This is a genomic window from Chryseobacterium edaphi (assembly GCF_025628985.1).
Taxonomy (GTDB): Bacteria; Bacteroidota; Bacteroidia; order Flavobacteriales; family Weeksellaceae; genus Chryseobacterium; species Chryseobacterium edaphi.
The window spans coordinates 1,597,198-1,617,069 of the sequence record NZ_JAOTEM010000001.1 but is presented as its reverse complement, the minus strand read 5'-3'; the positions used below and the strand labels follow the sequence as shown (position 1 = coordinate 1,617,069).

Annotated in this window: 21 protein-coding genes; 18 read left to right on the top strand and 3 right to left on the bottom strand. The window is 32.7% G+C overall.

From position 1 onward, the window contains the following. Position 1: 1 nt before the first annotated feature. On the bottom strand, positions 2–766 hold the full coding sequence (locus NZ698_RS07545; protein ID WP_263002464.1) for a UbiA prenyltransferase family protein: 765 nt from the start codon (positions 764–766) through the stop codon (positions 2–4). Positions 767–784: 18 nt separating this feature from the next. On the opposite strand from NZ698_RS07545, the gene NZ698_RS07540 reads away from it, so the two are divergent. The 18 genes from NZ698_RS07540 to NZ698_RS07455 all read left to right on the top strand — a co-directional run bounded on the left by NZ698_RS07540 (position 785) and on the right by NZ698_RS07455 (position 18,454). Beyond that, positions 785–6,784 (top strand): alpha-2-macroglobulin family protein, encoded by a 6,000-nt coding sequence (locus NZ698_RS07540; RefSeq protein WP_263002463.1) that lies wholly within the window; start codon positions 785–787, stop codon positions 6,782–6,784. A 42-nt stretch (positions 6,785–6,826) separates the two neighbouring features. Further along, complete coding sequence (eco, locus tag NZ698_RS07535) at positions 6,827–7,315, top strand: serine protease inhibitor ecotin (RefSeq protein WP_263002462.1); 489 nt, start codon at positions 6,827–6,829, stop codon at positions 7,313–7,315. A gap of 164 nt (positions 7,316–7,479) precedes the next feature. After that, positions 7,480–7,935, top strand: coding sequence for a DUF1569 domain-containing protein (locus NZ698_RS07530; protein WP_263002461.1), 456 nt, complete (start codon positions 7,480–7,482; stop codon positions 7,933–7,935). 9 nt (positions 7,936–7,944) lie between these two features. After that, on the top strand, positions 7,945–8,466 hold the full coding sequence (locus tag NZ698_RS07525) for a hypothetical protein (protein WP_263002460.1): 522 nt from the start codon (positions 7,945–7,947) through the stop codon (positions 8,464–8,466). A gap of 6 nt (positions 8,467–8,472) precedes the next feature. After that, complete coding sequence (locus NZ698_RS07520) at positions 8,473–8,943, top strand: hypothetical protein (RefSeq protein WP_263002459.1); 471 nt, start codon at positions 8,473–8,475, stop codon at positions 8,941–8,943. Between the two features lie 2 nt (positions 8,944–8,945). Next, on the top strand, positions 8,946–9,347 hold the full coding sequence (locus NZ698_RS07515) for a hypothetical protein (RefSeq protein WP_263002458.1): 402 nt from the start codon (positions 8,946–8,948) through the stop codon (positions 9,345–9,347). Between the two features lie 2 nt (positions 9,348–9,349). Continuing rightward, positions 9,350–9,721 carry a VOC family protein gene (locus NZ698_RS07510; protein ID WP_263002457.1) on the top strand — a complete coding sequence of 124 codons (372 nt, stop codon included), beginning with the start codon at positions 9,350–9,352 and terminating at the stop codon, positions 9,719–9,721. Between the two features lie 101 nt (positions 9,722–9,822). Continuing rightward, entirely contained in the window at positions 9,823–10,272 is a 450-nt protein-coding gene (locus NZ698_RS07505) for a VOC family protein (RefSeq protein ID WP_263002456.1), read from the top strand. Positions 10,273–10,491: 219 nt separating this feature from the next. After that, the gene (locus tag NZ698_RS07500; RefSeq protein ID WP_263002455.1) at positions 10,492–10,884 is read left to right on the top strand and encodes a DUF1398 domain-containing protein; all 393 of its coding nucleotides are present in this window, start codon (positions 10,492–10,494) and stop codon (positions 10,882–10,884) included. 112 nt (positions 10,885–10,996) lie between these two features. Beyond that, positions 10,997–11,671 carry a DUF2490 domain-containing protein gene (locus NZ698_RS07495; protein WP_263002454.1) on the top strand — a complete coding sequence of 225 codons (675 nt, stop codon included), beginning with the start codon at positions 10,997–10,999 and terminating at the stop codon, positions 11,669–11,671. A gap of 29 nt (positions 11,672–11,700) precedes the next feature. After that, complete coding sequence (locus NZ698_RS07490; protein ID WP_263002453.1) at positions 11,701–12,705, top strand: bestrophin family protein; 1,005 nt, start codon at positions 11,701–11,703, stop codon at positions 12,703–12,705. Between the two features lie 158 nt (positions 12,706–12,863). Continuing rightward, on the top strand, positions 12,864–14,477 hold the full coding sequence (locus tag NZ698_RS07485) for a Na+/H+ antiporter (protein WP_263002452.1): 1,614 nt from the start codon (positions 12,864–12,866) through the stop codon (positions 14,475–14,477). A gap of 22 nt (positions 14,478–14,499) precedes the next feature. Beyond that, the gene (locus NZ698_RS07480) at positions 14,500–14,925 is read left to right on the top strand and encodes an SRPBCC family protein (RefSeq protein ID WP_263002451.1); all 426 of its coding nucleotides are present in this window, start codon (positions 14,500–14,502) and stop codon (positions 14,923–14,925) included. After that, a complete protein-coding gene (locus NZ698_RS07475; protein WP_263002450.1) occupies positions 14,925–15,308 on the top strand; it encodes a VOC family protein in 384 nt (127 codons plus the stop codon). The genes NZ698_RS07480 and NZ698_RS07475 overlap by 1 nt, the downstream gene beginning before the upstream one ends. A gap of 37 nt (positions 15,309–15,345) precedes the next feature. Continuing rightward, on the top strand, positions 15,346–16,371 hold the full coding sequence (locus tag NZ698_RS07470) for a glutaminyl-peptide cyclotransferase (RefSeq protein WP_263002449.1): 1,026 nt from the start codon (positions 15,346–15,348) through the stop codon (positions 16,369–16,371). Between the two features lie 88 nt (positions 16,372–16,459). Then, complete coding sequence (locus NZ698_RS07465) at positions 16,460–17,365, top strand: hypothetical protein (RefSeq protein WP_263002448.1); 906 nt, start codon at positions 16,460–16,462, stop codon at positions 17,363–17,365. A gap of 34 nt (positions 17,366–17,399) precedes the next feature. Next, positions 17,400–18,014, top strand: coding sequence for a deoxynucleoside kinase (locus tag NZ698_RS07460; RefSeq protein WP_263002447.1), 615 nt, complete (start codon positions 17,400–17,402; stop codon positions 18,012–18,014). 89 nt (positions 18,015–18,103) lie between these two features. Further along, positions 18,104–18,454 carry an ArsC/Spx/MgsR family protein gene (locus tag NZ698_RS07455; protein ID WP_263002446.1) on the top strand — a complete coding sequence of 117 codons (351 nt, stop codon included), beginning with the start codon at positions 18,104–18,106 and terminating at the stop codon, positions 18,452–18,454. Between the two features lie 48 nt (positions 18,455–18,502). Here NZ698_RS07455 and NZ698_RS07450 read toward each other — a convergent pair whose 3' ends face one another. Continuing rightward, entirely contained in the window at positions 18,503–18,808 is a 306-nt protein-coding gene (locus NZ698_RS07450; protein ID WP_263002445.1) for a DUF493 family protein, read from the bottom strand. Positions 18,809–18,848: 40 nt separating this feature from the next. Next, positions 18,849–19,526, bottom strand: a complete 678-nt coding sequence (locus tag NZ698_RS07445) for a DUF4197 family protein (RefSeq protein ID WP_263002444.1) — start codon at positions 19,524–19,526, stop codon at positions 18,849–18,851. Positions 19,527–19,872: the final 346 nt, after the last annotated feature.

Here is a 19,872-nt window from a genome sequence, read left to right as displayed (position 1 = left end):
TTCAGTAAAGGTAAAACTTTTCGGACAGAATTAAAAACAGAAACGGCAAGCCCGAACAGCTTTCTACCCAAAAAGAATAATATGAATCTTTATTAGAATTCTTAGAATAGTAAATCAAAATAAATGTAAAGATGGAGGTTAAAAAAAAGCTAAGTGAAAATTGAATTTTAAGATAAAAAACAGATAAAATAGCTGAAGCAAAAACCAAAATGTAGGCAAGATATTTTGTGTTTTGAACTCCAATTAATTTTGGAAACGTCTGAACGGTATCACTTTTCATATCGCGAATATCAAAAGGTAAAACGAGTGCTGTCACAAAAAAGAAACTGATGAGAAATATGGGAAAATTAAATTCAGGTAGAGTTAGCCAGGAGTTTACCAAAGCCCAGACCAAACCTACATAAAACACTTTCAATAAAGGGATTTTTCTTATATAATTTTCGAGAAAAAAGCTATTGTACAGTAATCCTAAAACTACAATGACAAACCATTTTACCAATCGAATTTCGTTATGGTTAAAAATAATCAAAACTGCAGAAATTATTCCCGTCATTACATTTAAAATCAAGATATAAGGAAAATGTTTGGTTTTCTGATATTTCGTATATAGATATCCACTGAAATACGTTATAAATATCAAAAGTACAGACGGAAATCGGAATGTGTTTTGCTCAAGCATGAAAAATACTGCGAAAAAAGTTCCCATCAAAGAGACGTATAATTGGCTGTCTATGATAGATTTTTTCAGTACTTTTAAGCAATTCATTAAGTAAAAATAACATTTATGCAAAGATATTCCAAGATTTTGTTCCTGCTTCTATTGTTGTCGAGTTTTTCTGTGGTTTTTTCACAAAAAAAGTATGATGAACAATGGAAAAAAGTTCAGGAAAGTACAGGTAAAGGAAATTTTAAATCTACTCTGCCTATCATTTTAGACATACAAAATCAAGCCATGAAAGAAAATAATGCACTACAGCTGATTCGTTCTTTGAAAGCGGAATTTAGTATTGTCAATCAAACCACAGATGATGATAAAAACGATTCGGCTTCTAAGTTTTTTGTTAAACTTCAGAATGCAGAAAAGAATCTGAAAGGTGACGATCTTTTGATGTATAAGGTTTTGTTGTCTGGTTTTATGTTTGATTATTACAATGAGCATTCTTGGGAAATCAATAGCAGAACGAATATGAATTCTCAGGATATTTCTCAGATTGAAACCTGGAGTAAACTTGATTTTAAAAATTATTTAAATAAAAATTATAAAGCACTTGACGCAGAAAAAGAAGCGATGAAAAAAGTTTCTTTCGCAAAATATAAAGATGCTTTTTCTAACACCACTGATATTGCCTATTTCCCGACTTTGCTGGATTGGTATTTTCTTAAAAAAGTGAGTTTTTTATCGGATAATGGATTGTTTACAAAAAATGAATTGAGTGAAAACAGATTTTTAATTAATCTGATTTTTGATGAATTAATCGCTCAGAATTCAGGAAATGCAAAGCTGTATTTTATGCATCAGAAATTGTCTGAAAATTGTCAGTTTACTCACTGTAAAGATAAATTAGAACAACTTCAGAATTTAGTTAAATCTAATGTCGATGGCGATTATAAAGTTCTTGTGATGGAAGAAATCATGAACGAACTTGTTATTAAAAACAAGCAAAAAGAAGCTTTAGAAATAGGAAATCTGACAAAAACTCAATTTCCGAAGTCACCATTTTTAGAGAATATTAAAAATAAGGAAAACCAAATCATCAATCCATATTTAAGCTTAAAATATGAACAACAAACTCAGCCAAATAAACCTATTCATCTGGTTGCAGAGTTTAAAAATGTTAAAGAATTTTCAGTAAACATTTATGAAGTAAAAGATAATCTTCAGTCATTTATGCAATATTCAAGAAATCCTTACAATGATGCGTATTCAAAGGTGAAGAAAAATTTGTTGAGAAAAGAGGTTTTTCAGTTGAATGATCCTCAAGATTATCAACTTCACAAAACGTCATTGGAAATCAAACCGCTTTCGTCAGGGATTTATGTTGCAGAATATTCGGTTGAAGGATCAAAACTAGATGAAGAAAGTGACCATAATTTTTATTTTTTAGTTTCAAATCATAAGATTATTTATCAGTCTAAAAATGACAGAAACCAACTTTCAAACGAGCTTAAATTAGTCAATGCCGAAAACGGAAAGCCTATTACTAATGAAATTCTGACTTTTCATGAATTTGTACAAAACAAAACTTTAAATAAAAAAATTGCGGGTAAAACTGACGAAAAAGGAGTCTTCAAATTTCCAAATACCGCAAGCACAGATTATTACAGAACTTTTTTAATTCATCAGCCGAAAACAAATGACTTTCAAATAATGCAAGTCTATGGCAATCGCGGATATGAGGAAGATTATAATCCTAATAAGGAAACCCGTACAAAAGCACAGATTTTTACAGACAGAGCGATTTACCGACCAGGACAAACCGTTTATTTCAAAGTAATCAATACAAAAATAGAGCAGGAAGCTGAATCTGTTGTATCAAATTTAAAGCAAAAAATAATGTTGAAAGATGCCAATAATCAGGAAGTTTCTTTTCAGGATTTCACGACGAATGAGTTTGGTTCTTATCATGGAAGTTTTGTTTTGCCAAAAGGTAAACTAAACGGAAATTTCAGCCTTTCAACGGATGGGAATTCAAACGGATACAAATATTTTCAGGTTGAAGAATACAAACGTCCGAAATTTGAAGTCACTTTTGAACCTGTAAAAGATGAATACAAATACGGACAAACAATTGAACTGAAAGGAAAAGCAATGATGTTTTCTGGTGTGGCGCTGAGTAATACAAACATTAATTACGAAATCAAAAAACAAAACATCCGTTGGAGATATTTCCCATGGTATCCAAACGATAATGATAATGAGAACTCGATTCTTGGTGAAGCAAAAACCAATGAGATAGGAGTATTTACGATAAAATTAGATCTTAAAAAAGATGAAAAATTAGAAGGGATTCAGATTGATAATTACCAAATCAGTGCTTCGGCGACTGACATCAATGGTGAAACACAAACGGCAAACACGAATCTGAAAGTTGCCTCAGTTTCTCATTACATCAAAGCTGATGAGATTAAAAACACTTTCGCAGATGAAAATGTAAAATTGAAAGTTGAAACAAAAAATTACAACGAACAAAATCTTAAAAAGACCTATCAGATTAAATTATCAAAACTTGAGGTGGCTAACAGAATTTTCAGAGACAATTTTAAAGCAGAAGTTCAGAATTTACCGAAATTTTCAAAAGAAGAATTTATCAGCAAATTTCCACATGATTTATATGATAAAAATGATGAAGTAAAAAATTGGAAATCAACAATCGTTTTTGAAAAAACACAACAACCATCACCTGACAACGAAAAACTATCAACCAATCTTGATTTAGGAAAATTAGAAGCAGGAGATTATCAACTTGAATTATACAATATTGAAGGTAAAGACACGATAAAATCAACGCAAAACTTTAGTGTTTGGGATAAAAAATCTTTGAAACCCAATCAGAAAAATTTCTTAACGGTTTTGGCACCGAAAAATGAATTCTCAAGAGGCGAGAAAGCTAAAATTTATGTTTATTCTGCAATTCCTGATGCTTTGGTCAATGTTTTTGTACAAGATGGTTCAGGAAAAACAATTTCGGAAACTCAAAGATTTAAAAACGGAATTTTAGAATATACTCGTGAGATTCCGAAGGGAAAAAGTGTAAGTGATTTAAATATTCAGTTTCAGTTGGTCGCTTTTAATGATGTACAGAATAAAACGGTTAATCTGAAAATAAAAGATGCTGAACAACCTTTGAAAATTGAAACAACAACTTTCAGAGATAAGATAGAGCCTAATTCTAAAGAAAAATGGTCGGTAAAAGTTTCAGGAAATGACAAAGAAAAGATCAATGCCGAAGTTTTAGCCAATATGTACGATATGTCTTTAGATCAGTTTGCTGTGAATAGTTTTGACTGGCAGAAATTGTATACATCTTATTCATTCTTTAGTTCTTATGAGATCAGAGAAAATCTGGCTCAAAAGTATTATCAGAAGAGAATGCAGTATTATAGTGGGAAATTTGTATCTGTTCCGCAGTTTAGTTGGTTTGACCGTAATTTAGGATTTGTTTCGGATGCAGATGGTGATGGTGTTTTAGATAAAGATGATGCTTGTCCTACAGTTCCAGGTTCAACGGAGTATAATGGTTGTCCAAAAGCAAAAAAAGTTACTGCAATGGAAATAGAATCTAGTATTGCTTCACCTGTTGCAGCACCAAGAGAAGCAAAACTGGAAGAAGTTGTCGTATTAGGATATAGTAAAACTGTTATAAGAAAAAGTAGTTCTGTAGCTAGTAATACTGTTGCAAATGAAGATGCATTAATTGAAATACAATCTTCCAAAGAAGATTTAGAAAAAATCCCAGTCCGTCAAAACCTAAACGAAACCGCATTCTTTTATCCAGATTTAGAAACAGATTCAGAAGGAAATGTCAACTTTGAATTCACTTCTCCGGAAGCTTTAACAAAATGGAAATTAATGTTCTTAGCACACACAAAAGACGCAAGAGCAGCAACCTTAGAAAAAGAAGTGGTGACGCAAAAAGAATTTTCAGTTACACCAAACTATCCAAGATTTTTGAGAGAAGGCGATGAATTGAATTTACAATCTAAATTATCAAACTTGACAAGCAAAAAATTAAATGGTTCTGCAAGTTTGCAAATTTTAGATGCTTTTACGAATGAAGATATTTCGTCTAAATTTGGTTTGAATTCAAGCGTTCAGAATTTCGATTTAAATGAAAACGGAAACTCAGCTTTGACGTGGAAAGTGAAAGTTCCAAACAACGTTTCTTCGATTATTTTGAAAGTCGTTGCCAGTTCCACTCCGCTGAGTGGACAAGGAAAATATTCTGATGGTGAACAAAAAGCAATCGCGATTTTACCAAACAGAATGTTGGTGACAGATGCATTGCCGATTTTTGTAAAAGAAGGCGAAACAAAAACTTTTGAACTGGAAAATCTTAAAAATACAACTTCGACGACGATTTCAAATGTTTCAAATACTTTGGAGCTGACGACGAATCCGATTTGGGAAATTATGTTTGCACTTCCAAGTTTGAAAAATGATCAGAACAATTCTGTGGATGTGATCTTTAATAAATGGTTTGCCGATGTTTTGGCTTCTGAAATATTCAAAGCAAATCCTAAAATGAAAACTGTTTTTGAAGAATATCAAAGCAAAGGATTGTTAAATTCAAATCTTGAAAAAAATCAGGAATTGAAACAGCTTTTACTGGACGAAACTCCATGGGTTTTAGAAAGCAAAAATGAACAGGAGCAAATGCAGAAACTGGCGCTGTTGTTTGATGCCAATACAATGAAAAACTCAATTAATCAGGATTGGGATGATTTCAAAAAACTGCAAAATCCTGATGGTGGTTTTTCCTGGTATCAAGGTTATCCTAGTTCTTATTCAACTTCACTTTATGTTCTTAAAAATTTAGGTAAAATCAATTTTTGGCTAAAAGATAATGTGAAAGATTATCAGAGTGCAGAACAGAAAGAGTTAGTTGCAAAATTAGTTCAATATGTTGACAGTGAAATCAATAGATATTATGATGGTAAAGGAAAAAATGTCTGGACTAACTGGACACTTGATTATCTTGACACAAGAAATTATTGGGAAAAACAATATCCGTTAAAAGGAAAAGGAGCAACTTTAAAATCTTTAGTGGAACAAGAAGCAAAAACTGCGAAAATTACCGATTTTACCTTCTTTGGATTGCACCGAGCTGCGTTGTTAATGAGCGATTACGGGTTGAAAGATGTTTCAGATAAGTTATTAAATTATTTAAAAGAAACTTCTGTAGACTCAAAAACACAAGGCGTTTATTGGAAGCAAAATTTGGATGATTGGGGTTGGTTCAGTTCAAAAGTGGTAAATCATGCAGGAGCTTTGGAGGCTTTCAATAAGTTAAAACCAAATGATCAGAAATTCATCGAAGACATGAAAATCTGGTTGATCACCCAAAAAGAAGTGAATTCTTGGGGAAGTTCAAGAGGAACTTCAGAAGTGATCTTTACGATTTTAAATTCAGGAAAGTCATGGACGAGTGCAGAAAGTGATAAAGCAACCATCATTTGGGGAGGAAAAGAATTGAAACCGGAAACTCAGGCAACAGGTTATGTAAAATCTACTTTGAAAACCGATGTTTTAGATAAAAATTTAGCTACGGTGACAGTAACAAAACCTGGTGCAGGAATTATTCAGGGAGGTTTATTCTGGCAATATTATGAAGATTTAGATAAAATAAAATCTTCAGAAAATTACATTTCGATAACAAAAGAATTGTACAAAAAAATCAAAACGGTAAACGGTGAAGAACTTCAGAAAATTTCATCTCAAACTCCATTGAAAGTCGGCGATAAAGTAACTGTAAGAATGATTTTAAATACCGACAGAGCGATGGAATTCATTCATATTAAAGATATGAGAGCTGCAGGATTCGAACCTTTGGATGTCATCTCCGGTTATCAATGGACAAATAGTTTAGGCTATTATCAGTCGACAAAAGATGCATCCACAAACTTTTATATTGAATCTATGCCGAAAGGAAAATATGTATTTGAATATGATTATGTTGCCAATGCATCCGGAAAATTCTCAAACGGAATTACCACCATTCAGAATTATTATGCGCCACAGATGAATGCACATACAAAAGGCAGCAATGTAGAGATTGTGGAATAATTTTTGACTTTAAGGAATTGCTCAATTTTAAATACATTAATTATGAATTTTTTGAAAACAATATCTGCAGTTTTAATGGTGTTCTTCATCGCAAATATTTCGGCTCAGAAGAAAACAGATAAATTTGAAAAACTTCAGATTGACATGTTTCCAAAAGCGAAAGAAGGATTTAAACAAGTGTATATTCGATTGCCTATTGCAAAAAATGAAGCTGATCTTAAAGTTGAATTTTTCGTTGGTTTAGAAAAATTGTTGGATTGCAACAAGCATTTTTTGATGGGAAAAGTTACCACTCAGGATTTGCAAGGTTGGGGTTATAATTACTACGAAGTAGAATCCAACGGCGAAACGGGCGGAACTTTAATGGGTTGTCCGGATCAGAAAAAAACTAAAAAATTTGTGTCTCTACAGCCCGAAATTGTGAGATACAACAGCAAATTGCCTTTGGTTTTTTATGTTCCGAAAGATCTCGAAGTTCGTTACCGGATTCTACGTCCTGATGCTGCAATGAAAAAAGCAGTTCAGAAATAAACTAAAATCATAAAAAGCATTTAACTCCTTACAAATTTTGTAGGGAGTTTTTTGTTGCAATTTGAAGCAATGATTTATTCATTAATTCACCATTGAAGATTAAAAACAATTATTAAAATCACCTGAAATAATATTATATTTGTTTTTATACAATTTGATAAACTATGGAAAATGTATTTGATGCGAAAGACGCTCAGAATTATATCAATAGAATAAATAATTTGGTGGAAGATACACACGGTTTGTGGGGAAGAATGACGGTAGATCAAATGTTGGCTCACTGTTGCATCACTTACGAAATGGTGTACGAGCCGGAAAAACATAAAAAACCGGGATCGATCGCAAAATTTATTTTAAAAAGATTCGTAAAACCAAAAGTAGTTGGTGATAAAGCCTATCCAAGAGATTCTCCGACTGCGCCTCAATTTGTGGTCTCCGGAAGAAGAAATTTTGACGATGAAAAGAAACGATTGATTGGCTATATTCAGAAAACACAGCAATTGGGAGCATCGGCTTTTCACGAAAAAGAGTCTTTTTCTTTTGGTAAATTAAAATCTGACGAATGGAATAATATGTTTGCAAAACATTTGAATCACCACTTGTCTCAGTTTGGAGTTTAAACTGATTAGATGAAAACAATTTTATTGCTTTTTTTCCCTCTTTTTACTTTTTATGCACAAACCAATAATTTTCCTTTGAAAGATCAGGATTTCAGTAAAATTTTATTGAATGAAAAATTAGGTTTTGACGGCAAAATAAATGATGGTAAAATAGATGTAAAATTTGAGACCGTTTCTAAAGATGCTAAAAAGCCGGAAAACTATTTAGTAAAAGGTATTTACATATTGAACGGAAAAACGTTGACATGTTCAGGTAAACTTACTTTCAATTATGTATTCAATGTAAAAGATCATCCAAATGAAATGTTGGTTTTTGGTGATTTTCAGTTAAATGGAACTCAGCCCGATATTGATGACGGATTTTTCAAAGGCAAATTTCGTATTCAGACAAGGAAAAATTTGAGTGATAGAGGAAATTACTCTACAACAACATTCAAAGGGATTTTTACAAATTTAGAAAGCGGAAAAGAATCTGAAGTCTGGTTCAGTAATTTTTCCCATGATGATATTTCTAAGGTAATATTTAAATAAAACAAGATGAAAAAACTTTTACTTTTTCTCATTCTGATTTCAAATTTTGCATGGTCTCAAATGCCGAATATTGCAAATGTATGGCTGAATCAGTCAAAACCTTATGTTGGAACCATAGGTAATGAAAACGAAACCATAAAACTTAAAGTTGAAATTTCTGAACAAAACAAAAAAAATGATCAGGAATATTTTATTTCAGGGTATTCTGTTGTTGAAAATAACACGTCTAAGTACGAAGGTAAAATCACAATTACAAAGTACAAAGACGGAAAGAAAAAAAGTACTGTTTATGGTGATTATGAGTTGTCTGAAGAAAATAAAGGAAAGCATTCCGGTACTTTTACAGGAAAATTTACTTATACATTTAGCTGGAACAAGAAAACTGAGAAAATAGAAAATCCTAACATCGAACTGATCGGAAACTGGAAAAGCTATGACGGGACTTTAGATTTTAAAACTAAATTAAAAAATCACTAATTATGCTAAGACTTATTTTAGGAGTTATCGCAGGAATTGTCGTCGGTTCTGTCTGCGTTTGGGCGGTAGAAACATTGAATCATAGCTTATATCCATATCCGGTTGGGATGAAAGCAGGAGATATGAATGCGTTTAAAGCTTATATCGAAAATCTTCCGTTCTTAGGTAAATTTATGGTGATTGTAGGTTACTCTTTAGGAGCTCTGGTTTCAGGATTCATTTCGACTAAAGTTGCAAAAAACGGAAAACCTACAGCCGCAGTTATTTGTGGGCTTATTTTTCTTTCATTCACCATTTACAATATGATAGTTTTGCCGACACCTGTTTGGTTCTGGGTTTTAGGAGTTTTGGTTTGGGGATTGGTTTTCGTAGGATATAAATTAGCTTTAAATAAAAATAGATAAGCATGAAATTAGGAGCATTTTCTATCAGTTTAAGCGTAAAAGATCTCGAAAAATCTAAAGATTTTTACGAAAAATTAGGTTTCAATACGATGGGAGGAAGTATGGAAAGCAATTATCTGATCATGAAAAACGGAACGACATTGATCGGACTTTTTCAGGCGATGTTTGACGGAAATATGCTGACTTTCAATCCGGGTTGGGACGAAAATGCACAGAATCTCGAGTCCTTTGACGACGTGCGCGAAATTCAAAAACATTTAAAAGAAAATCAGGTAATATTAGAAAAAGAAGCCGACGAAACAACTTCCGGACCCGAACATATTTTCCTGAAAGATCCCGACGGAAATATGATTCTGATTGATCAACACAGATGATTATAAATTAGTAATGGGTAATTAGTAATGAGCATTTAGTAATTTATCTTTAACAATCAACTATCAAATAAAATAATAAACACAAAATTTAAACTAAAATTATGGCAACAGTAAACGTTTACTTAACATTCAATGGCGATTGCAGACCTGCATTCGAATTTTACAAATCAGTTTTCGGAGGAGAGTTTCCGTACATGGGAACTTTTGGCGAAATGCCTCCACAAGACGGTAAAGAAACACCAGAAGAAGACAAAGACAAGATCATGCATGTTTCTCTTCCGATCTCGAAAGAAACTATGTTGATGGGAAGTGACACAGGTGGAGAATGGTCTTCTAATCTGAAAGTCGGGAACAATTTTTCAGTTTCCATCAATGCAGATTCGAAAGAAGAGGCCGATAAATTATTCAACGGGTTATCTGAAGGCGGACAAGTCACAATGCCTCTTGCAGATACTTTCTGGGGCGCTTATTTCGGAATGTTTACCGATAAATTCAGCATAAACTGGATGGTCAATTATGATGATCCTGCGAAAATGCAGCAACATCCTTAATATTTATATTTTAAAAATAAATTGCGTTAAAAAATAACCGGCAGATTAATTTGTCGGTTTTCATTTTAAGTATTTAAAAAATCAAAAATTTTAAAAATCTTTGCTGAGTGAAACGCCTTTGCGAACGAAAAAATATTCTTAATAATTTAAAAAAATCTTAGCGGATCTTGCGTTAAAATTATCACAATCAATAACAAATAATATAAAAAAACAAACAAAATGAAATTCACAATTGAAGAAATCAAAGCAGAACATCAAAAAGTAAAAAGCGGAGCAGATTTTCCGAAATATATTCAGGCAATTAAAAATTTGGGTGTTTCGCATTATACAGTGTATGTTGCAGATGGCAACACAGAATATTTTGATCCTGAAAATGATTCTGCAAGTACAGGTAGTAAATACGAAACATTACCAATTTCAGAAAACTTAAATCTTGATCAATTTAAAACAAGATTAAAACTTCACCAACAAGGTGGAACAGATTATATGACATTCTGTAAAGACTGCGTAGAAAACGGAGTAGAAGGTTGGAGAATGGATTTAAATGAAATGACTTGTACTTATTTTGATAAAAACGGAAACGATGTTTTAGAAGAAAAAGTTCCTTCGTAAGCTCCCTTTTTTCACTTCCTGAAAATTCAAATGATTATTTATTATTTGCAATTATTGATTTAAAGTATTAGATTTGTTAAATACGATAGATAATAATTATAAAGAATAATACATGAAAATTTTCAGGCAGTTGATTTTTATAATCCTTATTGGTTTTTCTACAACTTATTATGCTCAGAAAAGTGATCTTGGAGCGTGGTATATGTATTTTGGAAACAACAAAATCAGCAAAAAACTTAATTTTCATAACGAAATTCAATATCGTAATTTTGACGGAATCGGAGATTTGGAACAACTTCTTATTCGCACCGGAATTGGTTATGATCTTACCGAAAATAACAACAATGTTTTATTGGGTTATGGTTTCATTCTGAGCCAACCTTATGTACAAGGAGAAAAAACTGAAAATATTGAACATCGTATTTTCCAGCAATTTATTACAAAACAAAAATTCGGTCGTTTTAATATTCAGCATCGTTATCGTTTGGAAGAACGTTTTCTCCAGTATGATTTCAGGATGAGGTTCCGTTATTATTTAGGTTTTAACATTCCGGTTACCAACAAAGAAATGCTTCCAAAAACTTTGTATCTTTCAGCTTACAACGAAATTTTCCTGCATCTCGACAGTCCGGTTTTCGACAGAAACAGAGTTTACGGAGCTTTAGGTTTTGTCATCAACAAAAATATGAGAATCGAAGCGGGTTACATGAATCAGATTCAGGAAAATAAAAACCGTGGACAAGTGCAGATCGGATTTTACAACAATATTCCGTTTACCAAAAATTAATTTCATTAAAAAAACTAAAAACTAAGAAAATGCATTCAGGAAAAAGATTCGGACCGATAGAATTTATCATGTGGACAAGGAGAAGTCTGTACATTCTGTTTATCATGTCGGCAATTCCAACTGTTCTCTATTATTTTGGATTTACTTTCGTCTCATTTCCGTGGCAGCCGATTGCGATTATGGGAACAGCTGTTGCCTTTATCGTAGGGTTCAAAAACAACGCCAGTTACAGCAGACTTTGGGAAGCCAGACAAATTTACGGAGCAATCATTAACGACAGCCGGAGTTTTGGATATATTCTGAGAGATTCTTTGTCTGAGAAGAATTCGGATAAAGTAAAACTGATGTTTAGACGTCATTATGCTTGGTTGACGGCACTTCGTTTTCAGCTTCGTGAATCCAGAAACTGGGAAAATATGAGTACTTCACAGTTTAAAGAATATGCGCAGAAATATGAAATTCCCGAAAGACTTTCAACTTTGGATGCTGAACTGGAAAATTATCTTTCTGCAGATGAACTTCAATATGTTTTAAGCAAAAAAAACCGTGCAACACAATTGATGGCTTTGCAAAGTAAAGATTTGTCTGAAGCTTATTCTCAAAATGAAATTAACGATTTTCAATGGACGCAAATCAATCAGCAATTGGTGAAATTTACAGATGATCAGGGAAAAGCAGAAAGAATCAAAAACTTTCCTTATCCGAGAAACTTCTCTTCGATTACGACGTATCTTTTGCATATGTTTATCATTTTTGTACCGTTCGGATTGATCAGAGAATTTGACAAAATGGGAGAGGGAACTGTATTGGAAGATTATACTTTGTGGTTTAATATTCCTTTTTCGTTATTGGTGACTTGGTGTTTTCATACTTTAGACAGCGTTGGTGAAGCGTCAGTAAATCCGTTTGAAGGAAGTCCGAATGACGTTCCGATCACTCAAATTAGCCGCACCATTGAAATTGATATGAGAGATATGCTGGATGAAACTGATCTTCCGGCAGCAATTGTGGCTAAAAATAATATTGTAATGTAAAGTACAGTTTAAACGTTAAGATTTAAAAGATGATTTTCAAACTACATTTTATTGAAATTAAAATCCTTGCAGCTCAAAATATCATTCATCATAAAACACTGAAACACAAAGCGAAAATTATTACTTAGAATTAAATAACAATATTTAAAAAAATAATAATGATTCATACCTATGTCATCATATCCATTGCAGTTTTACTTTCTGTAATGATATTGGTAATGATTGGACAAAAGCTAAAAGTGGCTTATCCGATTTTTCTTGTGATTGCAGGATTGATTATCAGTCTTGTTCCGGGAATGCCACATATAGAGATTGAGCCGGACTTGGTTTTTCTGATTTTCCTTCCGCCTATTTTATTTGAAGCCGCTTGGTTTACTTCCTGGCAGGATTTTCACAAATGGAGAAAGCAGATTTTTTCGATGGCTTTCGGATTGGTTTTTCTGACCTCGATTGTAGTTGCTTACCTTTCTTCATCAATAATTCCTGGATTGACCGTCGCAATGGGATTTTTGTTGGGAGGAGTAAATTCTCCGCCGGATGCAGTTGCGGCAACTTCAGTTTTAAAGCATATGAAGATTCCAAAGAAAATAACAAGTATTCTGGAAGGAGAAAGTTTAATTAATGATGCTTCGAGTTTAATTGTATTTAAATTTGCTTTGGCAGCAGTGATTTCCGGACAGTTTATCTGGAGAGATGCGATCGGAGATTTTTTCAGCATGGCAGTTGGAGGAATCGCAATCGGTGTTGCTGTTGGATTGCTTTTCGGATTCTTTTTAAGACTGATTCCTTCCAATTCGAATATTGATACCGTTATTACGCTTATTGTTCCTTACATTTTATATGTCGGAGCAGAACATTTTCATTTTTCAGGTGTGTTGGCTGTTGTTGCGGGAGGATTGTTGATGTCTTATAATTCGCATTGTTACCTGAGTCACACATCCAGAATTCAATCCGGAAATGTTTGGAGTGTGCTTATTTTTGTGATGAATACGATTATTTTTATTTTAATCGGTTTGGAATTACCTATTGTTGTTGCTGCAATGAAAGATTATACCATTTCCGAAGGTATTTTTTACAGTATCGTCATTGGTGGCGCAATTATTTTGACAAGATTATTGTACAGCTATTCCATTATGTATTTTCCGTGGTTTTTGTCTAAAAAATTAAGGGCGGAAAATCCGAAACCCGATTGGCGTGAACCGTTTATCATTAGTTTTGCAGCGATGCGTGGAGTCGTTTCATTGGCTGCTGCACTTTCTATTCCTGCATTTTTGCCAAACGGAGAGGCGTTTCCGCACCGTAATATTATTTTATTTGTGACTTTCGTGATAATTTTGATAACTTTAGTCGGACAGGGATTGATGCTGACTCCGATTTTGAAATTCTTAAAAGTTGATGACGCCGGAAGTGATTTGCCTGAAGAAAAACAGGAAGTCATTCTGATGAGAAAGCTGAAGGAAACTGCTTTAAATAAATTGGAATCGGATTTTTCTGAGCTTACGGAGACAAACAGTATGGTTCGTCATCAGAAACACAGACTTGAAAATGAAATGCTGATGATGGCAGATAAATCTCAATGCATGGCTTCGACAGGAGATTACGTCACGGCAATGAATGAAAATAAAGATGTTGTGCGACAATTGATCCAGGCTCAGAGAAACGAACTTCACCGAATGAAACGTGAGAAAATATTTGACGATCACGTTATGAGAACAATCGAAATGCAGCTTGATTTTGATGAAGCTAAAATTACAGGATTTGCTCACAGTTAATTTAATTTAAAAAAATACAAAAATGAAAACTCCGATTATTGTTACTAAAAAAATCAATGCACCGATAGAAAAGGTCTGGAAAGCATTGACAGACAAAAACGAAATGCAGTCATGGTATTTTGATATTCCTGATTTTGAAGCTGAAGTTGGAAAATCATTTGATTTCTATGAACCGGGAGAAGAAAAAAAATACCTTCATCGGATCGAAATTTTAGAAATAATTGAGAATCAAAAACTGAAGCATACTTGGTTTTATCCTTCATTTTCAGACGAAAAAACGATTGTAACTTGGGAACTTGAATCAGACGGAGAAGGTACAAAAGTTAGTTTGACACATGAAGGAACAGAAAATCTGAAAGATTTGGGAGAAGGCTTTTCAAACGAAAGTTTTACACAGGGTTGGAACGAGATTATCGGACAAAGTCTGAAACTTTATCTGCAAAACTGATGATAAAATTCAATTCGTTTTTTCCAGTAATCTGGACAGAAAATTTTGAAGAAACCATTGGTTTTTATTTACATATTTTAAAATTTTCATTAATTGATGCAAATTCCGAAATGCAGTGGGCGTTTTTGGAAAAAGACAGCGTGAAAATCATGATTTCAAAACCGAATAAGCATGAGAAATTTGCTCAAATCGGTTTTTCGGGCTCATTTTATTTTAACGTAAATGATGTAAATGATCTTTGGGAAGATCTGAAAACGATCACAAAAATCTGCTACAAAATTGAAACTTTCGAGTGGGGAATGAGAGAATTTGCCATTTATGATAACAACGGTTACATATTACAATTTGGTCAACCTGTAACCGAAATTAGTAAGGAGAAATAAAATTTGCTATTTTTGGGGAAATATTTTAGAAATAATAATGAAGAAAAAAATAATAATAGGTTTTGCAGCGCTTCTGTTGTTCGTATCTTGTAACAATGACGAAAAAATACTGAATTCTTTAGCTGATTACAACAATTCTATGGAAACGAAAGGTTATCATTTCGGTGATAAACTTAATCTTCCGGAAGAAGTTCTGGATAATGCAGAAAGTATTTCGATCAGTTTTGGAGATAAGGAAACTTCAAGTCTTGTTGTAGACTCTAAATATTTTACGTTAGGTGATAATGCCGTAACTTTTAACATCAAAAAGAAAGACGGACAGGTTTTAAACCAAGATGCAACAATCAATGTTTTTGCAAAAAATCCTGAAGTGAAAATGAGTTACACTTTGGTTGCAGAATATCCTCATAACCCTACAAGTTTCACAGAAGGTTTCTACATGGAAGGAAATACAGTTTATGAAAGTGTAGGACAAGAAGGTGCTTCTAGATTTATGAAATATGAGCTTGGAAGCGAAACTGTTACAAAAGAAGCAAAACAACCGGATACTGTTTTTTCTGAAGGTATCTCTAGTCTTGGAAACAAGATTTATCAGTTGACATATAAAGAGAAAAAAGGATTTATTTATGATAAAAATTCTTTTGAACTTATCAGTGAATTTGCTTATCCTAATGTAATAGGAGAAGGTTGGGGAATGACGACTGACGGAAAATATCTGATGGTTTCAGACGGAACAAAAAATATTTATTTCCTGAATCCGAAAGATCCTTCAAAAATGGAAAGATTTATTTCTGTGGCAGGAAATTCTGAAGTTTATGACCAAATCAATGAATTGGAATATCACAAAGGATTTATCTATTCAAATGTTTGGCATAAAAATGTTATTCTGAAAATCAATCCTGCAAACGGTGAGGTTGTAGGTAAATTTGATTTATCTCAAATTGCAGATCAGTATACAAAAGCAAACAGTGAAAACGTACTTAACGGTATTGCTTTCAAAGGTGACAATATGGTGATTACGGGTAAAAACTGGCCGAAAATATATGAAGTCGCAATTAAATAATTTAAGTTATTTAATTCCTTTTAAACAAAATAAATGTAAATTGGTAGCGTTCCTCACGGAGCGCTATCATTCGTAAAGTAGATTTTTTTTGAAATTAATACAAATTTTTTTGATTTTCATTTTCTGTTCACTTTCTGCGCAGAGAGTTCTTCCTTTTGACACGTTGAGAATCAAAGAAGTGAGAGACTTGTTTGCGGATGATTATGGAAATATTTATCTCTATAAAAACAAAGATTTTAGTTTTACGAAGTACGATTCTTTAGGAAAACAGCTTGGTAAATTGATGTTTACGGTTCCTTTCAAAGTTCAGGGAGTACAAAATCCTTTAAGTATTGCTCTTTTCTCTGAAAATGCTCAGGAAATAAAATTTGTGGATCAGAATTTAAATGAAATTCAGAAAATAGATTTCAAGCAAAAATTTACTTATATCAAACATGCTTATGCTGAAGATCTGCAACAAATCTGGCTGTTGGATGAAAGTACAAAACGTCTTCTACAATACAATTTCAGAAATGATACAACGATAAATTCCTATCCTTTTGATGCGAGTTTTGACGATTTGATTGATCTTTTGGTTTTTGAAAATAAGGTTTATATTTTAACGAAAAATCAATTCAGAATCTATAATTTAAAATTTGAAAAATTATATGAAGCTCCTCTTGAAAATGGGAAACGATTGAGGAGAGAGAACGAATTTGTTTTAATTGTAGCAAAAAATTCAATTTTCAAATATATTCCTGAAAAAGAGGTGACAAAAATTTTCGAAGATCCAGATGTGCAAATTGTGGAAAAAAACTCGCTCGCTTATTTTGAAATCAAAGGCAACAAACTTTATCTTTACAACCTGGAAAACATCCGGGATTCTAAAATACAGACCGTCATCGAAAGTCCGAAAAATGACACGGAAAAAACTGTAGACGAACTGATAAAAGAAAAAACTGAAAAACCAGATATGATTAAGCTTCTGGATGAAATTCAGGATCTTGGCTTTTGAATCAATCAATTTTAAATAATATAGAAGACGAAATATGCACATTGCAGTTACCGGAAATATTGGAGCAGGAAAAACGACCTTAACGACAATGTTGGCAAAGCATTATAGTTGGGATGCGCAATTTGAAGATGTAGATCACAACCCTTATCTGGAAGATTTTTATGCAGACATGAGCAAGTGGAGTTTTGCACTGCAGATTTATTTTTTGGGCAGTAGATTTCGTCAGGTAAAGGAGATCAGAGACAGCGGTAAAAACATTATTCAGGATCGTACAATCTATGAAGATGCTCATATTTTTGCAGAAAACCTGAACGATATGAAGTTGTTGTCAGACAGAGATTATACAAATTATGCGTCTCTTTTTGATTTGATGAAAACTTTCGTCTCGGCTCCTGATTTATTAATTTATTTAAAATCTGATGTTCCGAATCTGGTAAAAAAGATTTACAAAAGAGGAAGAGAATATGAAGCTTCGATCAGCATTGAATATCTTTCTAAGCTAAATCAGAAATACGAAAAGTGGATCTCCAATTATACGGAAGGAAAACTTTTGATCATTGAAGTTGACGATCTTGATTTTGTAGAAAAACCTGAGGATTTTGGTTTGATTTTAGAAAAAATTGAAACAGAATTGAACGGCTTATTTTAATATTCTTTTCGTAAAGATTAAATCAGGAATGATGTTCTTTGGTGCTAAATTTGTTTAATGAAATTTAGATCATTTAAATATAAAATACAATGTTGGTAAAAGTTTTGCATAACGGAAACTGCTCAAAATCAAATGCCGTACTAGAGTATCTGGACGAAAACGGAGTGCCGTTTGAAATCATCAACATCATAGAAGATCCGTTGAGTGTTCTTGAACTGAAAACGGTTTTGAAAAAGCTAAACGAAAATGTTTTTCACATCATTAGAAAAGAAGAAAAGCTGTATCTGGAAAAATATGCCGGAAAAGACTTTACAGAAGATGAATGGCTAAAGATTTTATCAGAAAATCCTTCATTGATACAAAGACCAATTTTGATCAAAGGTTCCGTAGCAATGCTCGGAAGACCTGTAGAAAATGTGAAATTTTTTATTGAACATTAAGAAAATATACGAAATAAAAAAGTCAGCTTAATTGCTGACTTTATTTTTTTATAATAGAATGACACCTTCTATTTTTGCCACCTCTTTGTAAATTCTCACCACCTGATCTGCATCTAAAACGAATGCATTGATGTTACAAGCAGTGTACTTACCGTTTTTGCTTTCTCTGTTTCCCAGTGTAAATTTAATGCCGTCAAAAACTCTGTATATTTCTGTAAGCTTTGCCTGATCTGTAGGAATTATAAATTTAAAAAGATAATCCTCAGGAAAGTCGTGATGACCTTCCAGTTTTTCCTTTAGTGAAATATAAAAATCTTCAGGATTTGCGTGCTGATTTCCTTGTAATATGTCCATTATGAATACTAATTTATATATAAATATACTGAAAATTTAATTATTTTCCAAGTGGTCCGAGAAGAGACGCTGAGTTTTGCTTTTCGTGGTCTTCGATGATATTGAATAATCCGTTAACGATCTGTTCTGAAGCTAACATACTTAATCCACCTGCATTTACATTGCTTCTGTTTCCACCCAATAAACTTCCCAAAAGATTACTTCCTGATAAAGCGGTGTTGATGGTTTTAACGATGCCGTATTTGTTAAGTTCCTGCTCAACTTTCGGTGCAATTGCTGCAACCAGTTGCTGAGAAGTTTTTTCTTTTAAAATTAAAGTTGCAGTACCTTTTTCACCTTGAATAATTCTGGTAACATCTTGAGCATTTAAGCTATTAACAGCATTTTCAAGAATCGGTCTTGAAATATTAACTGTATAAACTGCTGCATCAGCAATGTATTCTCTTTCTTTTGCTACCAAAGAGGGAGCGATCTTCTCCAAAGTAGTATTGATATCTCTCAATTCTTTTGGTAAAGCTTTGTCTACTAAATTGTTTTGAAGAAAAGCTTCTTTATTTCCGTAGATGCTCATCCCTTTATTGATTCCTCCCAACAAGACTCTTTTGATAACCGCTAATCCTAAATCTGAAGTTGCAAGTGTAGAGCAAGATTGTAGAGTTGTGTTGATCACCGCGCCAGTTCCAAAAACCAATGCAATGGCTATTATATATTTTTTCATTTTCAATTTTTTTAACATTGTCAAATACTGCACCAAAGGTAAAAACAAATGGATGTTTAACAAAAATTAGTTTATAATAATTTTAGTAGAGCATATTGAATAGATTATTTTCGGAAGTACTGATAAATTACATTTAAATGTTGTTTGATTTTTGCGAATCAGATGATTTTGGAGCTTCAATGTTAATTTTGGGTTAAATATTTGTGGATTTGAGGCTTTGTTTCAATATGAAATATTCATTTATATTAAAATATTATGATTCCTAATTTATTAAAATTAAGATTATATTAACAAATTTGATAATTTAACGTGTTAATTTTAAAATATTTAAGTAAATTTAACATCA

Bases quoted from the DNA above. Each gene is read 5' to 3' on its own strand.
- NZ698_RS07540 (WP_263002463.1), top strand. From the start codon at position 785: ATGCAAAGATATTCCAAGATTTTGTTCCTGCTTCTATTGTTGTCGAGT.
- NZ698_RS07490 (WP_263002453.1), top strand. From the start codon at position 11,701: ATGCATTCAGGAAAAAGATTCGGACCGATAGAATTTATCATGTGGACA.
- NZ698_RS07485 (WP_263002452.1), top strand. From the start codon at position 12,864: ATGATTCATACCTATGTCATCATATCCATTGCAGTTTTACTTTCTGTA.
- NZ698_RS07455 (WP_263002446.1), top strand. From the start codon at position 18,104: ATGTTGGTAAAAGTTTTGCATAACGGAAACTGCTCAAAATCAAATGCC.
- NZ698_RS07470 (WP_263002449.1), top strand. From the start codon at position 15,346: ATGAAGAAAAAAATAATAATAGGTTTTGCAGCGCTTCTGTTGTTCGTA.
- NZ698_RS07450 (WP_263002445.1), bottom strand. From the start codon at position 18,808: ATGGACATATTACAAGGAAATCAGCACGCAAATCCTGAAGATTTTTAT.
- NZ698_RS07480 (WP_263002451.1), top strand. From the start codon at position 14,500: ATGAAAACTCCGATTATTGTTACTAAAAAAATCAATGCACCGATAGAA.
- NZ698_RS07505 (WP_263002456.1), top strand. From the start codon at position 9,823: ATGGCAACAGTAAACGTTTACTTAACATTCAATGGCGATTGCAGACCT.
- NZ698_RS07510 (WP_263002457.1), top strand. From the start codon at position 9,350: ATGAAATTAGGAGCATTTTCTATCAGTTTAAGCGTAAAAGATCTCGAA.
- NZ698_RS07545 (WP_263002464.1), bottom strand. From the start codon at position 766: ATGAATTGCTTAAAAGTACTGAAAAAATCTATCATAGACAGCCAATTA.
- NZ698_RS07520 (WP_263002459.1), top strand. From the start codon at position 8,473: ATGAAAAAACTTTTACTTTTTCTCATTCTGATTTCAAATTTTGCATGG.
- NZ698_RS07445 (WP_263002444.1), bottom strand. From the start codon at position 19,526: ATGAAAAAATATATAATAGCCATTGCATTGGTTTTTGGAACTGGCGCG.
- NZ698_RS07460 (WP_263002447.1), top strand. From the start codon at position 17,400: ATGCACATTGCAGTTACCGGAAATATTGGAGCAGGAAAAACGACCTTA.
- eco (WP_263002462.1), top strand. From the start codon at position 6,827: ATGAATTTTTTGAAAACAATATCTGCAGTTTTAATGGTGTTCTTCATC.
- NZ698_RS07530 (WP_263002461.1), top strand. From the start codon at position 7,480: ATGGAAAATGTATTTGATGCGAAAGACGCTCAGAATTATATCAATAGA.
- NZ698_RS07495 (WP_263002454.1), top strand. From the start codon at position 10,997: ATGAAAATTTTCAGGCAGTTGATTTTTATAATCCTTATTGGTTTTTCT.
- NZ698_RS07475 (WP_263002450.1), top strand. From the start codon at position 14,925: ATGATAAAATTCAATTCGTTTTTTCCAGTAATCTGGACAGAAAATTTT.
- NZ698_RS07525 (WP_263002460.1), top strand. From the start codon at position 7,945: ATGAAAACAATTTTATTGCTTTTTTTCCCTCTTTTTACTTTTTATGCA.
- NZ698_RS07500 (WP_263002455.1), top strand. From the start codon at position 10,492: ATGAAATTCACAATTGAAGAAATCAAAGCAGAACATCAAAAAGTAAAA.
- NZ698_RS07515 (WP_263002458.1), top strand. From the start codon at position 8,946: ATGCTAAGACTTATTTTAGGAGTTATCGCAGGAATTGTCGTCGGTTCT.